At 66.5% G+C, this 14,072-nt stretch carries 13 protein-coding genes and 1 pseudogene; 11 read left to right on the top strand and 3 right to left on the bottom strand.

Features of this window, described 5'->3' with window-relative positions; all coding sequences use genetic code 11:
• Together WBV89_RS04305 and WBV89_RS04300 are read left to right on the top strand one after the other, a co-directional pair.
• Positions 1-1,094 (top strand): transglutaminase family protein (locus WBV89_RS04305; RefSeq protein WP_423980104.1); only part of this gene is annotated, 1,094 nt, incomplete at its 5' end.
• Positions 1,095-1,103: 9 nt separating this feature from the next.
• Positions 1,104-2,192: a zinc-binding metallopeptidase family protein gene (locus WBV89_RS04300; RefSeq protein WP_423980103.1), complete on the top strand. Its 1,089-nt coding sequence runs from the start codon at positions 1,104-1,106 to the stop codon at positions 2,190-2,192.
• Positions 2,193-2,254: 62 nt separating this feature from the next.
• Here WBV89_RS04300 and WBV89_RS04295 read toward each other — a convergent pair whose 3' ends face one another.
• Entirely contained in the window at positions 2,255-3,208 is a 954-nt protein-coding gene (locus WBV89_RS04295; protein WP_423980102.1) for a DapH/DapD/GlmU-related protein, read from the bottom strand.
• Positions 3,209-3,231: 23 nt separating this feature from the next.
• Positions 3,232-4,659, bottom strand: a complete 1,428-nt coding sequence (lysS, locus tag WBV89_RS04290) for a lysine--tRNA ligase (protein ID WP_423980105.1) — start codon at positions 4,657-4,659, stop codon at positions 3,232-3,234.
• Between the two features lie 192 nt (positions 4,660-4,851).
• Here lysS and WBV89_RS04285 point away from each other — a divergent pair, with 192 nt between their 5' ends.
• Positions 4,852-6,240 (top strand): dihydrolipoyl dehydrogenase family protein, encoded by a 1,389-nt coding sequence (locus WBV89_RS04285; protein ID WP_423980101.1) that lies wholly within the window; start codon positions 4,852-4,854, stop codon positions 6,238-6,240.
• A 179-nt stretch (positions 6,241-6,419) separates the two neighbouring features.
• A complete protein-coding gene (locus tag WBV89_RS04280; RefSeq protein WP_423980100.1) occupies positions 6,420-6,872 on the top strand; it encodes a hypothetical protein in 453 nt (150 codons plus the stop codon).
• A 51-nt stretch (positions 6,873-6,923) separates the two neighbouring features.
• Here the strand turns inward: WBV89_RS04280 and WBV89_RS04275 are convergent, their stop codons facing one another.
• The gene (locus tag WBV89_RS04275) at positions 6,924-8,693 is read right to left on the bottom strand and encodes an acetyl/propionyl/methylcrotonyl-CoA carboxylase subunit alpha (protein WP_423980099.1); all 1,770 of its coding nucleotides are present in this window, start codon (positions 8,691-8,693) and stop codon (positions 6,924-6,926) included.
• A gap of 19 nt (positions 8,694-8,712) precedes the next feature.
• Here WBV89_RS04275 and WBV89_RS04270 point away from each other — a divergent pair, with 19 nt between their 5' ends.
• The 7 genes and pseudogenes from WBV89_RS04270 to WBV89_RS04240 all read left to right on the top strand — a co-directional run.
• Positions 8,713-9,486, top strand: a complete 774-nt coding sequence (locus WBV89_RS04270) for a biotin--[acetyl-CoA-carboxylase] ligase (RefSeq protein ID WP_423980098.1) — start codon at positions 8,713-8,715, stop codon at positions 9,484-9,486.
• Positions 9,487-9,538: 52 nt separating this feature from the next.
• Entirely contained in the window at positions 9,539-10,567 is a 1,029-nt protein-coding gene (locus WBV89_RS04265; protein ID WP_423980097.1) for an LCP family protein, read from the top strand.
• A gap of 58 nt (positions 10,568-10,625) precedes the next feature.
• Positions 10,626-11,501, top strand: a complete 876-nt coding sequence (rfbA, locus tag WBV89_RS04260) for a glucose-1-phosphate thymidylyltransferase RfbA (protein WP_423980096.1) — start codon at positions 10,626-10,628, stop codon at positions 11,499-11,501.
• Entirely contained in the window at positions 11,498-12,079 is a 582-nt protein-coding gene (gene rfbC, locus WBV89_RS04255; RefSeq protein WP_423980095.1) for a dTDP-4-dehydrorhamnose 3,5-epimerase, read from the top strand. Before rfbA ends, rfbC begins: the two co-directional genes overlap by 4 nt.
• Positions 12,076-13,041, top strand: a complete 966-nt coding sequence (rfbB, locus tag WBV89_RS04250) for a dTDP-glucose 4,6-dehydratase (RefSeq protein ID WP_423980094.1) — start codon at positions 12,076-12,078, stop codon at positions 13,039-13,041. The genes rfbC and rfbB overlap by 4 nt, the downstream gene beginning before the upstream one ends.
• Before the next feature lie 10 nt (positions 13,042-13,051).
• Positions 13,052-13,903: a dTDP-4-dehydrorhamnose reductase gene (gene rfbD, locus WBV89_RS04245; protein WP_423980093.1), complete on the top strand. Its 852-nt coding sequence runs from the start codon at positions 13,052-13,054 to the stop codon at positions 13,901-13,903.
• Between the two features lie 18 nt (positions 13,904-13,921).
• Positions 13,922-14,072: pseudogene (locus tag WBV89_RS04240) on the top strand (mismatch-specific DNA-glycosylase); the annotation flags it as partial.

Raw genomic sequence — 14,072 nt, 5'->3', positions numbered from 1 at the left:
TGTCGTTCCTGTTCTCCGGCCAGTTCATCGGCCCGACGAGTCAGGCCCCGCGCGTCGTCGAGGGCCGCGCCGACACGCTGTACGAACTCGAGATCGCGTTCGCCGAACTCGAGCGCGCGAGCGACGGTGAGGGTGGCGCGCCGCCGTGGATCGTCGACCGACTGCTACGGCACCTGCTGGTCGACCTGACGGGAAACACGCACCGATCGGAGTTCTGCATCGACAAGCTGTTCAGCCCCGACTCCGAACGCGGTCGACTCGGCATCCTCGAACTGCGCGCGTTCGAGATGCCGCCGCACGCGCAGATGGCATTGGTCCAGGCGCTCCTGGTCCGTTCGCTCGTCGCCCGTTTCTGGGAGGATCCGTACACCGGCCCGCTCGTGCGGTGGGACACCGAGTTGTCGGACCGGTTCATGCTCCCGCATTTCGTGCGCTCCGACATCCACGACGTCGTCGCCGACCTCCAGGACCACGGGATCGAGTTCTCCGCGGCCTGGCTCGAGCCGTTCCTTGAGTTCCGTTTCCCGCTGATCGGCGAGATCGTCGTCGATGACGTGCATCTCGAGATTCGTCGGGCGATCGAACCGTGGCACGTGCTCGGTGAGGAGGCGTCGGGGAGCGGAACGGCGCGCTATGTGGATTCATCGGTCGAGCGGGTCCAGGTGCAGGTCGACGGCGTCGATGCCGAACGGCACATCGTGACGTGCAACGGCGTTCCGCTTCCGCTGCGACCCACCGCGACGGCCGGGACGAGCGTGGCGGGGGTCCGCTTCAAGGCGTGGGCGCCGTGGTCGGCGCTGCACCCGACGATCGACAAGACCGGGCCGCTCAATGTCGAGGTGATCGACCGCTGGACACGGAGGTCGCTGGGCGGGGCGACGTATCACATCGTGCACCCCGGGGGACTGGGGTACGAGTCGTTCCCGGTCAACGCCACCGAGGCCGAGACGCGCCGCGGGAGTCGGTTCGAACCGCGCGGTCACACGGCAGGCCGCGTCGACGTCTCGGCCCTCGACGAACTAGCTGCGAGGATCCCGAAGGAGTATCCGCGCACGCTCGACCTGCGTCGTTTCGCCGGATTCCTGGATGGGTAGCGTCCGCTGATGCAGCCCTTCTCGTGCTCGGTGTGTGGGCAGGTCGTCTTCTTCGACAACTCGACGTGTCTGCGGTGTGGGTCGCCGCTCGGCTACGTGCGTCGAGAACGACGGGTCGTCGCGCTGGTCGAGGTGGACGGTGGCGTCCACCAGGCCGGTGTCCCGGAGACGCTCTATCGCCGGTGTGCGAACCAGAAGGTCGCGCGCTGCAACTGGCTGCTGGACCCGGAGGATGTCGGTGACCTGTGCGCGAGTTGTCGTCTCACCACGGTTCGACCGCGAGACGACGAGTTCGATGCGATCGAGGCGTTCGCCGACGCGGAGATGGCCAAGCGCCGCCTGCTGCACCAGCTCGACATCCTGGGTCTGCCGTTGATCGCCCGTGACGACGATGACACCGGTGGAGTCGCGTTCGAGTTTCTGTCGTCCCGGCAACAGCAGGTGATGACCGGGCACGACGGGGGTGTGATCACGCTCGACCTGTCCGAGTCCGATGACGCCCACCGCGAGTTCATGCGCCAACAACTGGGCGAGCCGTACCGAACGGTGCTGGGCCATCTGCGCCACGAGATCGGGCACTACTACTGGCCGTCACTCGTTCTCGACGCCGGGCGGATCGAATCGTTCCGAGCACTCTTCGGTGATGAGCGGAACTCGTACCAGGAGGCGTTGAACGATCACTACGACGACGGGGATGCGGAATCATCCGATCCGGATCGACCGACGTGGACCAACACCCACGTGAGCGAGTACGCCACCATGCATCCCTGGGAGGACTGGGCCGAGACGTTCGCCCACTATCTCCACATCCGTGCGGGACTCCACACGGCGCGCTCGTACGGGATCAAGATCGGCGAGCCCGCCTTGACAGCGGCTCGCGAGACGTATGCCCCCGACGACGACGTCGAGGTCGGCCAGACGGTGCAGGCGTGGCTCGGGCTCACGCTCGGACTGAATGCGATGTCCCGCTCGATCGGTCAGGGAGACCTGTATCCCTTCGTCCTCTCGGCCGGAGTGATCAACAAGCTCGACTTCGTTCACCGCTGCGTCACCGGCGGACACCCGGTGTCAGGACAACCGGTGTCAGGCACCAGATGACCGGACGTGTGCTGGCCGTTGCGTGGATTCGGTCATCTGGTGCCTGACACCAGTTGTCCGCCCTATTGGGACGAGTGCAGCTCCGCGTTGAGTTCGCCCCACGACTTCGCCCGGGGCCGAGCGATGACCTGACCGGTCTGACCGTCGCGGATGAACAGCAGACCGCCCATCCCGGAGATCTCGCGTCCGCGCTTGACCCCGTCGGGGGTCATCACGGGGGTCGACGCCGTGACATACAGCCCGGCCTCGACCGCGCAATCGTCCCCGAGACTGATGCCGATCCCGGAGTTGGCGCCGAGCAGGCAGCGTTCACCGATCGAGATGACCGCGGTGCCGCCACCCGACAGTGAGCCCATGATCGAGGCGCCACCGCCGATGTCGGATCCGTCGCCGACCACGACACCCGCGGAGATCCGGCCCTCGACCATCGATGTCCCGAGCGTGCCGGCGTTGAAGTTGCAGAAGCCCTCGTGCATCACCGTGGTTCCCTCGGCGAGGTGTGCGCCGAGTCGGACCCGGTCGGCGTCGGCGATCCGCACGCCGCTCGGGATGACGTAGTCGGTCATCCGCGGGAATTTGTCGAGGCCGTGGACGCTGAGCACGCGCACCGGGGACTCGGCGTTCTGCTTCACCGAGAGCCGGACGTCGTCGAGGTCCTGGATCGCGACCGGGCCGAGATTGGTCCAGGCGACATTGTGGAGCGCTCCGAAGGTGCCGTCCATCTCGATCGAACGGGGCGCGGCCAATCGGTGCGACAGGAGGTGCAGGCGGAGGTAGGCATCCTCGGGCGACGCGGGGGCCTCGTCCACGTCGATCGAGATCCGGACGGGTCGAATCGTCACCTTCCGGAGCGGGTCGGCCACGTCGCGGCGGCCGAGTCCGGTCTCGACCTGGTCGAGGATTCCCTTCGCCACCATCTCGGTGTTCCCGAATTCTCCCCAGCCGAGCCAGCGGTACCAGGTGTCGAGTGTCGATCCGTTGGAGTCGACCGTTGCGAGGCCAGCGCCCCATGCCATACGTGTCACGTCAATCGTGTCCTTCAGGTTGGTTCGGGTCGGAGGGTCGGGAAGAGGATGACTTCCTTGATCGAGTCGACGCCGGCCAGCAGCATTGCCAGACGGTCGATCCCGATGCCGAGCCCACCGGTCGGAGGCATGCCGTACTCGAGCGCCCGGATGTAGTCCTCGTCGAGGCTGCCGGCCTCTGCGTCGCCGGCCTCCTTGGCGGCCTGCTCCTCTTCGAAGCGGAGTCGTTGCTCGACGGGATCGTTGAGTTCGCTGTAGCCGTTGCCGAGTTCGCGGCCGTCGACGAAGATCTCGAACCGCTCGGTCAGGAACGGGTCGCTGCGGTCGACGCGGGCGAGCGGCGAGATCTCGACGGGGTGGCCGGTCACGAAGGTCGGGCGGACGATCGCCGATTCGGATGTCTTCTCGAACAGTTCCTCGATGATCTTGCCGGTGCCCCAGCGGTCTTCGACGAACACGTCGTGGTCGGCGGCGACGCGACGCGCGTCGGCCAGCGGCATCGATGGGTGCAGCTCGACGCCGGTTCCCTCCGATGCGTAGTCGATCATTCGTTTGCGGGGCCAGGGGTCGGCGAGGTCCACGGCTTCGCCGCGGATGTCGATCACGGTCGTGCCGAGCGCGTCCCGCGCGGCGGTGGTGATCAGCTCCTCGCTCATGTCCATGACGTCGTTCCAGTCACCGAACGCCTGGTAGAGCTCCATCATCGTGAACTCGGGGTTGTGTCGGGTCGACAGTCCCTCGTTGCGGAAGGTGCGGGCGATCTCGTACACCCGCTCCATCCCGCCGACGATCAAGCGCTTCAGGTAGAGCTCGACCGCGATCCGCAGATACAGATCCATGTCGAGGGCGTTGTGATGGGTCGTGAACGGACGCGCGTGGGCGCCGCCCACCTCGGGGTGCAGGACCGGCGTCTCGACCTCGATGAATCCGTGTGCCGCGAGCGTGCGTCGGAAGCTGGCCACCGTTTCGTGACGGATCTCGAAGTTGCGGCGAGCGGCGTCGTTGACGATCAGGTCGGCGTACCGCTGGCGGAAGCGGGTGTCGACGTCGCTGAGCCCGTGCCACTTGTCGGGCATCGGACGAATCGCCTTCGACAGCAGCTCGATCTGGTCGGGCTTGACCGACAGTTCGCCCTTGCGTGTCGTCATGACCGTGCCGCTGACCCCGACCCAGTCGCCGAGGTCCAGCGCCTTCGCCGATGCGAATGCATCGTCGCCCACGACCGCTTTCGAGATGAACAGCTGGACGTCGTCGGTCCGGTCGCGGATCGTGGCGAAGATCAGCTTGCCGGAATCGCGCTTGAGCATGATCCGGCCGGCGACGGCCACCGCGTCCTCGGTTTCGATACCGGGCTCGAGTTCTCCCCAGCTCGAGCGGACCTCGGCGAGGGTGTGGGTCCGGTCGAATCGGTACGGGTAGGGGTTGCCGCCCTGTTCGCGCATCTCGTCGAGCAGCCTCAAGCGGCGGGCCTTCTCCGCTTCGAGTCCGCTTCCGGAAAGCTCGCCGGACTCGCCGGTGTCGCCGGGGTCGCCAGTGGGTTCGGATTCATCGCTCACGGTGGTCTGACCGTAGCGATCCGGAGCGATCGCCGACACACCGATTGGCGAATCTTCTCCAGGCTCTAACCTGGCCGGGTGCCAGAACGTTTCGTGATCATCGGTGGTGGGCCGGCGGGGAACGTCGCCGCCACGTACGCCGCCCGCATGGGAGCGGAGGTGACGGTCATCGAGCGCGACGTGATCGGAGGCGCGGCCCATCTCTGGGACTGCATTCCGTCCAAGTCGATGATCGCGACCGGTGGGGCGATGAGTTTCATGCGCCGTTCCGAAGGGATGGGGCTCGAGCACGAGACCCCGGCGATCGACGTCGCCGCGCTCACCTCTCGCATCGATCGGATCGAGGAGAAGATGAGCGCCAACACGACGCAACTCCTCGAGAGCCAGGGGATTCGGATGATCGCGGGGTCCGGCCGTTTCGTCGATCCGCACACGGTCGAGGTCACGACCGAATCGGGAACTGAGCAGATCGAGTTCGACTCGGCACTCGTGTCGACCGGTTCGCGACCCCGTATTCCGGACTGGTGCTTTCCCGACGGCGATCGGATCCTGACGACGCGAGATTGCTACCCGCCGCAGGTGTTTCCCGAGAGCGTGACCGTGGTCGGTTCCGGCGTCACCGGCGTGGAGTTCGTGCACATGTTCTCGTCGTTCGGCGCAGAGGTCACGCTCGTCGTGAGCCGCCAACAGGTGTTGCCCGGCAAGGACCCCGAGGTCGCGGCGGTGCTCGAGGAGGAGTTCATGCGGCGGGGCGTGAAGCTGCTGATGGGTGCCCGGGCGCAGACGATCGAGCGGGTCGATGCGGACGGAAACTCCGATCCGAGCGGCGACCAGGTGGTCGTGCGGTGCGACGACGGGCGCTCGGTCACGTCATCGCACGCGGTGCTGGCGATCGGGTCGATCCCGAACACGGCCGACATCGGTTTGGAAGTGGCCGGCGTCGCCGTCGACCGGTGGGGCTATGTCGAGATCAACCATCACTGCGTGACGAGCGTGGATCACATCTATGCCGCCGGGGACATCAGCGGCAAGCTGCCGCTGTCGTCGGTGGCATCGGTCCAGGGTCGCAAGGTGGCCGAGCACGCGATGGGTCTGCACACCCGCAGCCATCGACACCTCGACTACGACAAGGCCGCCTCGGCGATCTTCACCGAACCCGAGATCGCCGACGTCGGCCTCGCGGAGGCCGAGGCGTTCGCCTCCGGTCGCAAGATCCGGGTCACGAAGGTGCCCTTCTCTGCCACGGCCAAGGCGATGATCAACAACGACACACGCGGGTTCGTCAAGATCATCTCCGACCCCGCGACCGGCGTCATCCTGGGCGGGTCGATCGTCGGTCGCCACGCGGCCGAACTGATCTCGGTGATCGCGGTCGCCGTGACCGCCGGGCTCACCGTCACCGACCTGGTCGAGAGCATCCTCGTGCACCCCGCGCTCAGCGAAGCCCTCGCCGAAGCCGCCGAATAGACGCGAGCGGGCGCGCCGGCACGCGTGAGGGAGTTCCGGGGAGTCAATGGCGAGAATCGCAAGCTGGCTTGCGGTCGGCCGAGAGAACGCAAGCCAGCTTGCGATTTTCTTCGTGGCAGCCCCGGAAGACCGCGTCGATGCCGTCCGAGTTGTCACACCCCGCCACGAGGATCGACCTCATGGACACGGATCGGGGTCGGGCCAGCCGCAGCGAGACGGACAGCGGCACGGGCCGGGGGATCGATTCGGGCCGCCCGCAACGGCTCGTTGGTGTCGAGGGTGAGGTGCTGTCGTTGGTCCGCGAGATGCTGCAGGGTGGGACCCGTCCGGCGCTGGCCAGCCTCCGCCTCCTGAACGAGGTGTACCTGCCCTGGTTGGAGCGGCGATTGGTTCACCGTGCGCGTCGCGAGGGGTGCTCTTGGACGGGGATCGGTCGGCTGCTCGGCCGTTCCCGCCAGGCGATCCAACAGCGTCATGCCGTGCCGGTCCCGGTCGGCGAGCTGCTCCCGCCGACGATCCCCGCGACTCTCGATGAGGTGGAGAGCGACGCACGTCACGATCTGGTGGTCGAGCTGCGTCGCCGCCGCGATGCCGACTCCGCCGACGCCTCGGGTGACCTGGTCCCGTGGTGAACTGGCTCCGTAGCGATCAAGTGCTCCGGTGCTCCGGCGATCCGGTGCGCGCTATTCGATGATGGCGAGGACGTCGCCACCGCCGACGGTGTCACCTGCGGAGACCTTGATCTCCTTGACGGTGCCGGCCTTCTCGGCGTTGATCTGATTCTCCATCTTCATCGCCTCGAGGACGAGCACACCGGTTCCGGCGTCGACCTCTTGGCCGACCTCGACGAGGATCTTCACGATCGTCCCCTGCATCGGAGCCTCGATGCTCCCGCTGGCCGCGGCTCCGCCGCCGCTCGATGCTGCACGCTTCTCCCGCTTCTTGGCCGGAGCGGCGCCGACGGCAACCGCCGGCTGCTCGGGCACCCACATCGCGACGTCGAACCGCTTGCCGTTGACCTCGACGGTCGTGTCCCGACGTACCAATGGCTCCTGGTCGTCGTTGTCACCGGACGGTGCCGCGGCCGGCGTGGCGGACACACCGGAGAGGTCGAGGGTTTCCTCGACCCACTTCGTGGAGTGGGTCATCGCGGCGAAGTCGGGATGGTGCAGGATCGCCAGGTCGGCGGGAATGGTCGTGGCGACGCCTTCGACGACGAGTTCGTCGAGCGCACGGATCGTTCGAGCGATCGCGACGTCGCGATTGCGCCCCCACACCACCAACTTGCCGACCAGGTTGTCGTAGTACTGGCTTACCTCATCCCCGGACATGTATCCGGTGTCGAATCGGACACCGAATCCGTCGGGTGGCGTGAGGGTCGTGATCGGGCCAGGGGACGGCAGGAACTTTCCTCCTGCCGGGTCCTCGGCGTTGATGCGGATCTCGATCGAATGGCCACGTCGGGCCTTGTTGACCTGCTTCTGGGTCATCGGCAGTTCCTCGCCGGCGGCCACGCGGATCTGCCACTCGACGAGATCGATGTCCGTGATCATCTCCGAGACCGGGTGTTCGACCTGGAGCCGGGTGTTCATCTCGAGGAAGAAGAACTCGCCGTCCTGATAGATGAACTCGACGGTGCCGGCACCGTAGTAGCCGACCGCCGAAGCTGCCTTGACAGCGGCCTCGCCCATCGCTTCCTCGACGCCGTCGGGAAGGCCCGGAGCCGGTGCTTCCTCGATCAGCTTCTGGTGGCGACGCTGTGCCGAGCAGTCGCGGCTGGAGATCCAGACGCAGTTGCCCTGCTTGTCGCCGACGAGTTGGATCTCGACGTGGCGCGGCCAGGTGAGGTACCGCTCGACGTAGACCTCGTCGCGACCGAAGAAGCTCTTCGCCTCGCGTTGCGCAGACGCGAACGCGTCGTCGACCTCGTCGGCCGAGTGCACGATCTTCATGCCGCGCCCACCGCCGCCGAACGCCGCCTTGATCACCGCGGGCCACCCGAACTCGTCGGCGAATGAGCGAACATCGTCCGGGCCGGTCGCGAACTCGGTCATCCCCGGCACGATCGGAGCACCACCGCGAACGGCAGCCTGGCGGCTCGACACCTTGTCCGACATCTCGTCCATCGCCTCGGGCGGCGGGCCGATGAACTCGACACCGAGAGCGGCGACGGCGCGGGCGAAATCGGGGTTCTCGCTGAAGAAGCCGTATCCGGGGTGGACGGCGTCGGCGCCGCTCATCCGGATCGCTCCGAGCAGCTTGTCCGAATCGATGTAGCTCTCCGCCGCGGTGGTCCCGCCGAGCGCATAGGCCTCGTCGGCGAGGCGGACGTGGAGCGCATTGCGGTCGAGTTCGGAATAGACGGCGACCGTCTGAATGCCCATTTCACGGGCAGCACGGATGACGCGGACGGCAATTTCGCCTCGATTGGCGATCAGGATCTTCTTGAGCACGAGTGCAAATGTAGGGGGCGTGACCGACTCATCAGGCATTGCACCCGACGCCGTGCCCGGGTGGACCATCCGACACGTGGTCGAGACGGGCAGCACCAACAAGGATCTGATCGCACTGGCAGAGGCGGGTGCGGTTGCCGATCGCACCGTGCTGTACACCGACCACCAGACGGCCGGTCGCGGCCGTCTCGACCGTCGGTGGGATGCGCCTGCGGGCACGAATCTGCTCGCGTCGATCCTGTTCACGGACCCTCCCGACGCACCCACGACGTTGCCCCAGGCCGTCGGCCGTGCCGCGCTCGACGCGATCGAGGAACTGGCCGACGAGGACCTCGAATCGCGACTCGGTCTGAAATGGCCGAACGACCTGCTGCTGGACGACCGGAAGCTCTCCGGGGTGTTGTCCCAGCGTGCGGCCACCTCGGGTGCGGTCGTGGTCGGCATCGGACTGAACGTCGGCTGGGCTCCCGACGGGGCGGCCTCCCTGCGTGGCGATCTCGGGCTCGACGTCGGCCCAGCACTCGTCCTCGACCTGCTTCTGGGGGAGTTGTCCCGGATTCTGGATGCAGGGAACGTTGCAGCGAACTACCGCAGCCGGCTGTCGACGCTCGGATCGGTGGTCCGTGTCGAAATGCCGGGAGGAGCGATGATGACCGGCACGGCGATCGACCTCGATGCGGACGGCCGGCTGGTCGTCGAGCGGAATGATCTCGACGCCGATCTCGATGCCGACCACGAACGGCGCCGGGTCACCCTCGACGTCGGTGACATCGTTCACCTGCGGCGGGGGTGATGTTGGGGGGATTGCCGTTGCTGCACGATCGGCGGCGTCTAGCGTTCTCAACATGCAACAACGGCTCGACGACCAGCCGCGCGCGCGTCCGCGTCGTCGGACATCGGTCCGCCTCGGACTGATGCTCGCAGCGGTCGTCGCAGTCGTCGGCGCAGCCGGAGTGATCACCGCTGCCGACCGGCAGGTCGAAAATGTCGATCGGATCGAGAACCTCGACGACATCCTGGTCGCCGTCGATGGCCCCGCCGTCAACTACCTGCTGATCGGTTCGGACACACGCGAGGGCGTGGACGGTTCGGACGAGACGGGAACGGTCGGCAGCGAGACCGATGTGACCGGCCGACGCAGCGACACGATCATGATCCTCCGCCAGGAAGAGGATGGCGATGGCGCCGCGATCCTCAGCCTCAACCGGGACATCTGGGTGACGATGGCCGACACCGGTCAGCAGGACCGGATCAACGCGGCGTACAACCGCGGCGCCGATGTGCTGGCGGCGACGATCACCGAGAACTTCGGGATTCCGATCAACCACGTCGTCGACGTCGACTTCACCGGGTTCAAGCAGATCGTCGACACGATCGGCGGAACGACGATCTGTTTCGAGTACCAGACCCGCGACGTCAAGAGCGGGCTCGATCAGCCGCCCGGGTGTAACAACCTCACGGGAGATCAGGCGCTCGCGTACGCCCGCAGTCGCACGTATCAGGAACTCCGTGACGGTGAGTGGCAGACGGACGGCTCGGCCGACATCGGCCGTGTCAAGCGCCAGCAACAGTTCATCGCGACGACGGTCAACGAGACGCTCAGCAAGTTGCAGGCCGATCCCTTCCTCGCGTCCGACCTGATCAACGCCACGTCGGGCTCATTGCGGCTCGACCCGAACCTCGACCCGCTCGCCGCAGCCGGAACGCTGCGCAAAGCGTTCGGTACCGGCCTGACGACGTACACGCTGCCGGTCGACGGTGCGACCATCGACGGTAAATCCGTGCTGATCGTGCGCGAAGGCCCGGAAACCGACGAGATCCTGAACTACTTCCGTGGTGTCGGCGCGCTTCCGACCACGGTTCCGCCCGGGTGACGACCCACCGCCATAGGGTGCGCCGAATGAATCCGCGCGTGGATGTGAAGGAATCGCAATGAGAGGGATCGTGCTCGCCGGCGGCACCGGATCGCGACTGCATCCGGTCACGCTCGGCACGTCGAAGCAACTGCTCCCCGTCTACGACAAGCCGATGGTGTACTACCCGCTGTCGGTGCAGATGCTTGCGGGGATCCGCGAGGTGCTGATCATCACGACCCCCGAAGATGCCGCTGCGTTCCGGCGACTCCTCGGCGACGGATCGCAATGGGGCATCGAACTGAGTTACGCGGTCCAAGCGCGCCCCGAAGGTCTCGCCCAGGCGTTCCTGATCGGAGCCGACTTCCTCGACGGTGGTGGAGCGTCGCTCGTGCTCGGGGACAACCTCTTCTACGGTGCAGGGTTCTCGGAGACGGTCGCGCAGGCCGCTGCGGAGCCGAGTGGAGCGACGATCTTCGGCTACCAGGTGCACGATCCGCAGCGGTACGGGATCGTCGAACTCGATGCCGAGGGACGTCCCCTGTCGATCGACGAGAAGCCCGACGCCCCCCGCAGCAACTGGGCGGTCACCGGCTTGTACTTCTTCGACGACCGGGTGGTCGAGGCGGCCCGGTCTGTCCAGCCGTCGGCGCGTGGTGAACTCGAGATCACGTCGGTGATCGACCACTACCTCGAGCGTGGCGAACTCCGTGTCGAGAAGCTCAACCGTGGTCATGCGTGGCTCGACACCGGCACGTTCGACTCGATGATCGAAGCATCGGAGTTCGTCCGGGTCATCCAGCACCGCCAGAACCGCCAGATCGCCTGCCTCGAGGAGATCGCCTGGGAGATGGGCTGGATCGACGATGCCGCGTTGCGAGATGCGGGTACGGCGATGGAGAAGAACAGCTACGGCCGGTACCTGCTCTCGTTGCTCGACGGGTTCGACCGATGAAGCTGGTCCCGACCGCGCTCGCCGAGGTGGTCGAGATCCAGCCCACGCGTCACGGCGACGAGCGCGGATGGTTCAGCGAGATCTTCCGATCCGACGTTCTCGCGGATGCCGGTCTCGACACCGATTTCGTGCAGGACAACGAATCGTTCTCGGCGACGTCGGGGACCCTCCGCGGGATCCACTATCAACTTCCACCGCACGCACAGGTGAAGCTCGTCCGCGTGATCCGCGGTGCCGTGCTCGACGTCGCGGTCGACCTGCGCCGCGAGTCGCCGACGTTCGGCGACCACGTTGCCGTGATACTGACGGCCGATTCGGGCAATCAGTTGCTCGTGCCTGCGGGATTCGGCCACGCGTTTCTCACCCTCGAGCGTGACACTCAGGTCGGGTACAAGGTCTCGGCGCCGTACGACCCCGAGCGCGAGCGATCGGTCCGCTGGGACGACCCGGCGCTGGGGATCGACTGGCCGCTCGCCGGTGACATTCCGGTTCTCTCGGCACGCGACGCGGTCGCTCCGCTGCTGGCCGATCAGCCCGATCTCTTCGATCCTCCGACCGGACAGGAATCCAGCTCATGAAACTCTTCGTCACCGGCGCCGCCGGATTCATCGGGTCGAACTACGTCCGCCACGTGCTGTCCACGACCGATCACAGCGTGACGATCTACGACGCGCTCACCTACGCGGGCAACCTCAGTTCGATCCGCGATGTGCTGGACGACTCGCGCTGCGAGTTCGTGCACGCCGACATCTGCGACGCGGATGACGTCGCCCGAGCGATGGACGGACACGATGCGGTCGTCCACTTTGCCGCCGAGACGCACGTCGACCGCTCGATCGCGGACGGATCAGCGTTCGTGCGCACGAACTGCGTCGGCACGAACGTGCTCTGCGACGTGGCGAATCAGGTCGGGGTCGGGAAGTTCCTGCACATCTCGACCGACGAGGTGTACGGATCGGTCGAGGAGGGTTCATCTCGCGAGACCGACCCGCTCGAGCCGCGTTCGCCGTACTCGGCGGCGAAGGCCGGATCCGATCTGATCGCCCTGAGCTACCACGTGACCTACGGCCTGCCTGTCGTCGTCACCCGCTGCTCGAACAACTACGGCCCCTATCAGTTCCCTGAGAAGATGATTCCGTTGTTCACGACGAACCTGATCGACGGACACCAGGTGCCGCTGTACGGCGACGGGATGAACGTCCGGGACTGGATCCACGTCGAGGACCACAACATCGCCGCCCACCTGGTCCTGGAGCAGGGCGTGCCCGGTGAGGTCTACAACATCGGCGCCGGGAACGAGCTGACCAACGTGGAGCTCACGCACCGCCTGCTCGAGTTGTGCGGCCGCGACGAGTCGTTCATCCGCCCCGTCGAGGACCGCAAGGGTCACGACCGGCGGTACTCGGTCGACATCTCGAAGGTCACGGACCTCGGGTGGTCGCTCTCGCGTAGCTTCGACGACAACCTCGCCGCCACGGTCGACTGGTATCGGACGCATCGCGAGTGGTGGGAGCCGCTCAAGGCGCGCGCCGCACTGTGAGGATCGCGTCGTGAGGGTTCTGGTCACCGGCGCAGCGGGGCAGCTCGGCACCGATGTGGTCGGCGATCTCCGCAGCGGTGGCCACGATGTCCACGCCGTCGATCGGACGTCGCTCGACATCACGAAGGCATCCGCCGTCGACCAGGCGGTTGCCGGGTCGAGGCCGGACGCGGTCGTCAACTGCGCGGCATTCACCGCCGTCGACCGATGCGAATCCGACGTCGAGACGGCGCATGCGGTCAACGAACACGGTGTCGGGAACCTCGCTCGGGCATGTCGTTCGACCGGGTCGCATCTCATCCACATCAGTACCGACTACGTCTTCGACGGGACACTCGATCGCGGATATCGCGAGGATGACGCCACGAACCCACAGTCGGTCTACGGCCGCTCGAAGCTGGCCGGTGAATCCGCTGCGCTCGACGTCCTGGGCGACGACGTCACGATCGTCCGGACCTCGTGGGTGTGCGGTGAGCACGGCAACAACATGGTCAAGCTGGTTCATCGACTCGCAGCCCAGGACACGCCCCTGGCGTTCGTGGACGATCAGCGTGGATGCCCCTCGTTCACCGCGGACCTCGCGCCCGCCCTGGCCGTTCTCGCGGCGGAGCGCCCCGGCGGCGTCGTCCACCTCACCAACGCCGGGTCGGTGTCGTGGTACGGGTTCGTTCGGGAGATCCTGCAGGCGTGCGGCCACGACCCCGCACGGGTCCAGCCGATCTCCTCGGCGGATCTCGACCCGCCACGACCGGCGCCGCGGCCGGCGAACAGCGTGCTCGACAACGTGCGCTGGACATCGCTCGGCCACCGACCGCTGCGTGATTTCCGCGAACCGCTCGCCGAACTCGTCGCTCGACTCTGACTCCGGACTCGGTACGAGATGGGATTCACACGCGCCGAGCTCGAGACCTACGTCGGAGCGACCGTCGACGATCTGGTCGGCCCGGGCCTGCGTCTGCTTTTCGTCGGGATCAACCCCGGGTTGTGGACCGCTGCAACCCAGACGCATTTCGCATACCCGAGCAATCGCT

The sequence above is a fragment of the Ilumatobacter sp. genome (assembly GCF_049588435.1).
In the GTDB taxonomy this organism is placed as follows: domain Bacteria; phylum Actinomycetota; class Acidimicrobiia; order Acidimicrobiales; family Ilumatobacteraceae; genus Ilumatobacter_A.
Note: the sequence above shows the minus strand (reverse complement) of the source record. Positions and strands in the feature narration are given on the sequence as shown.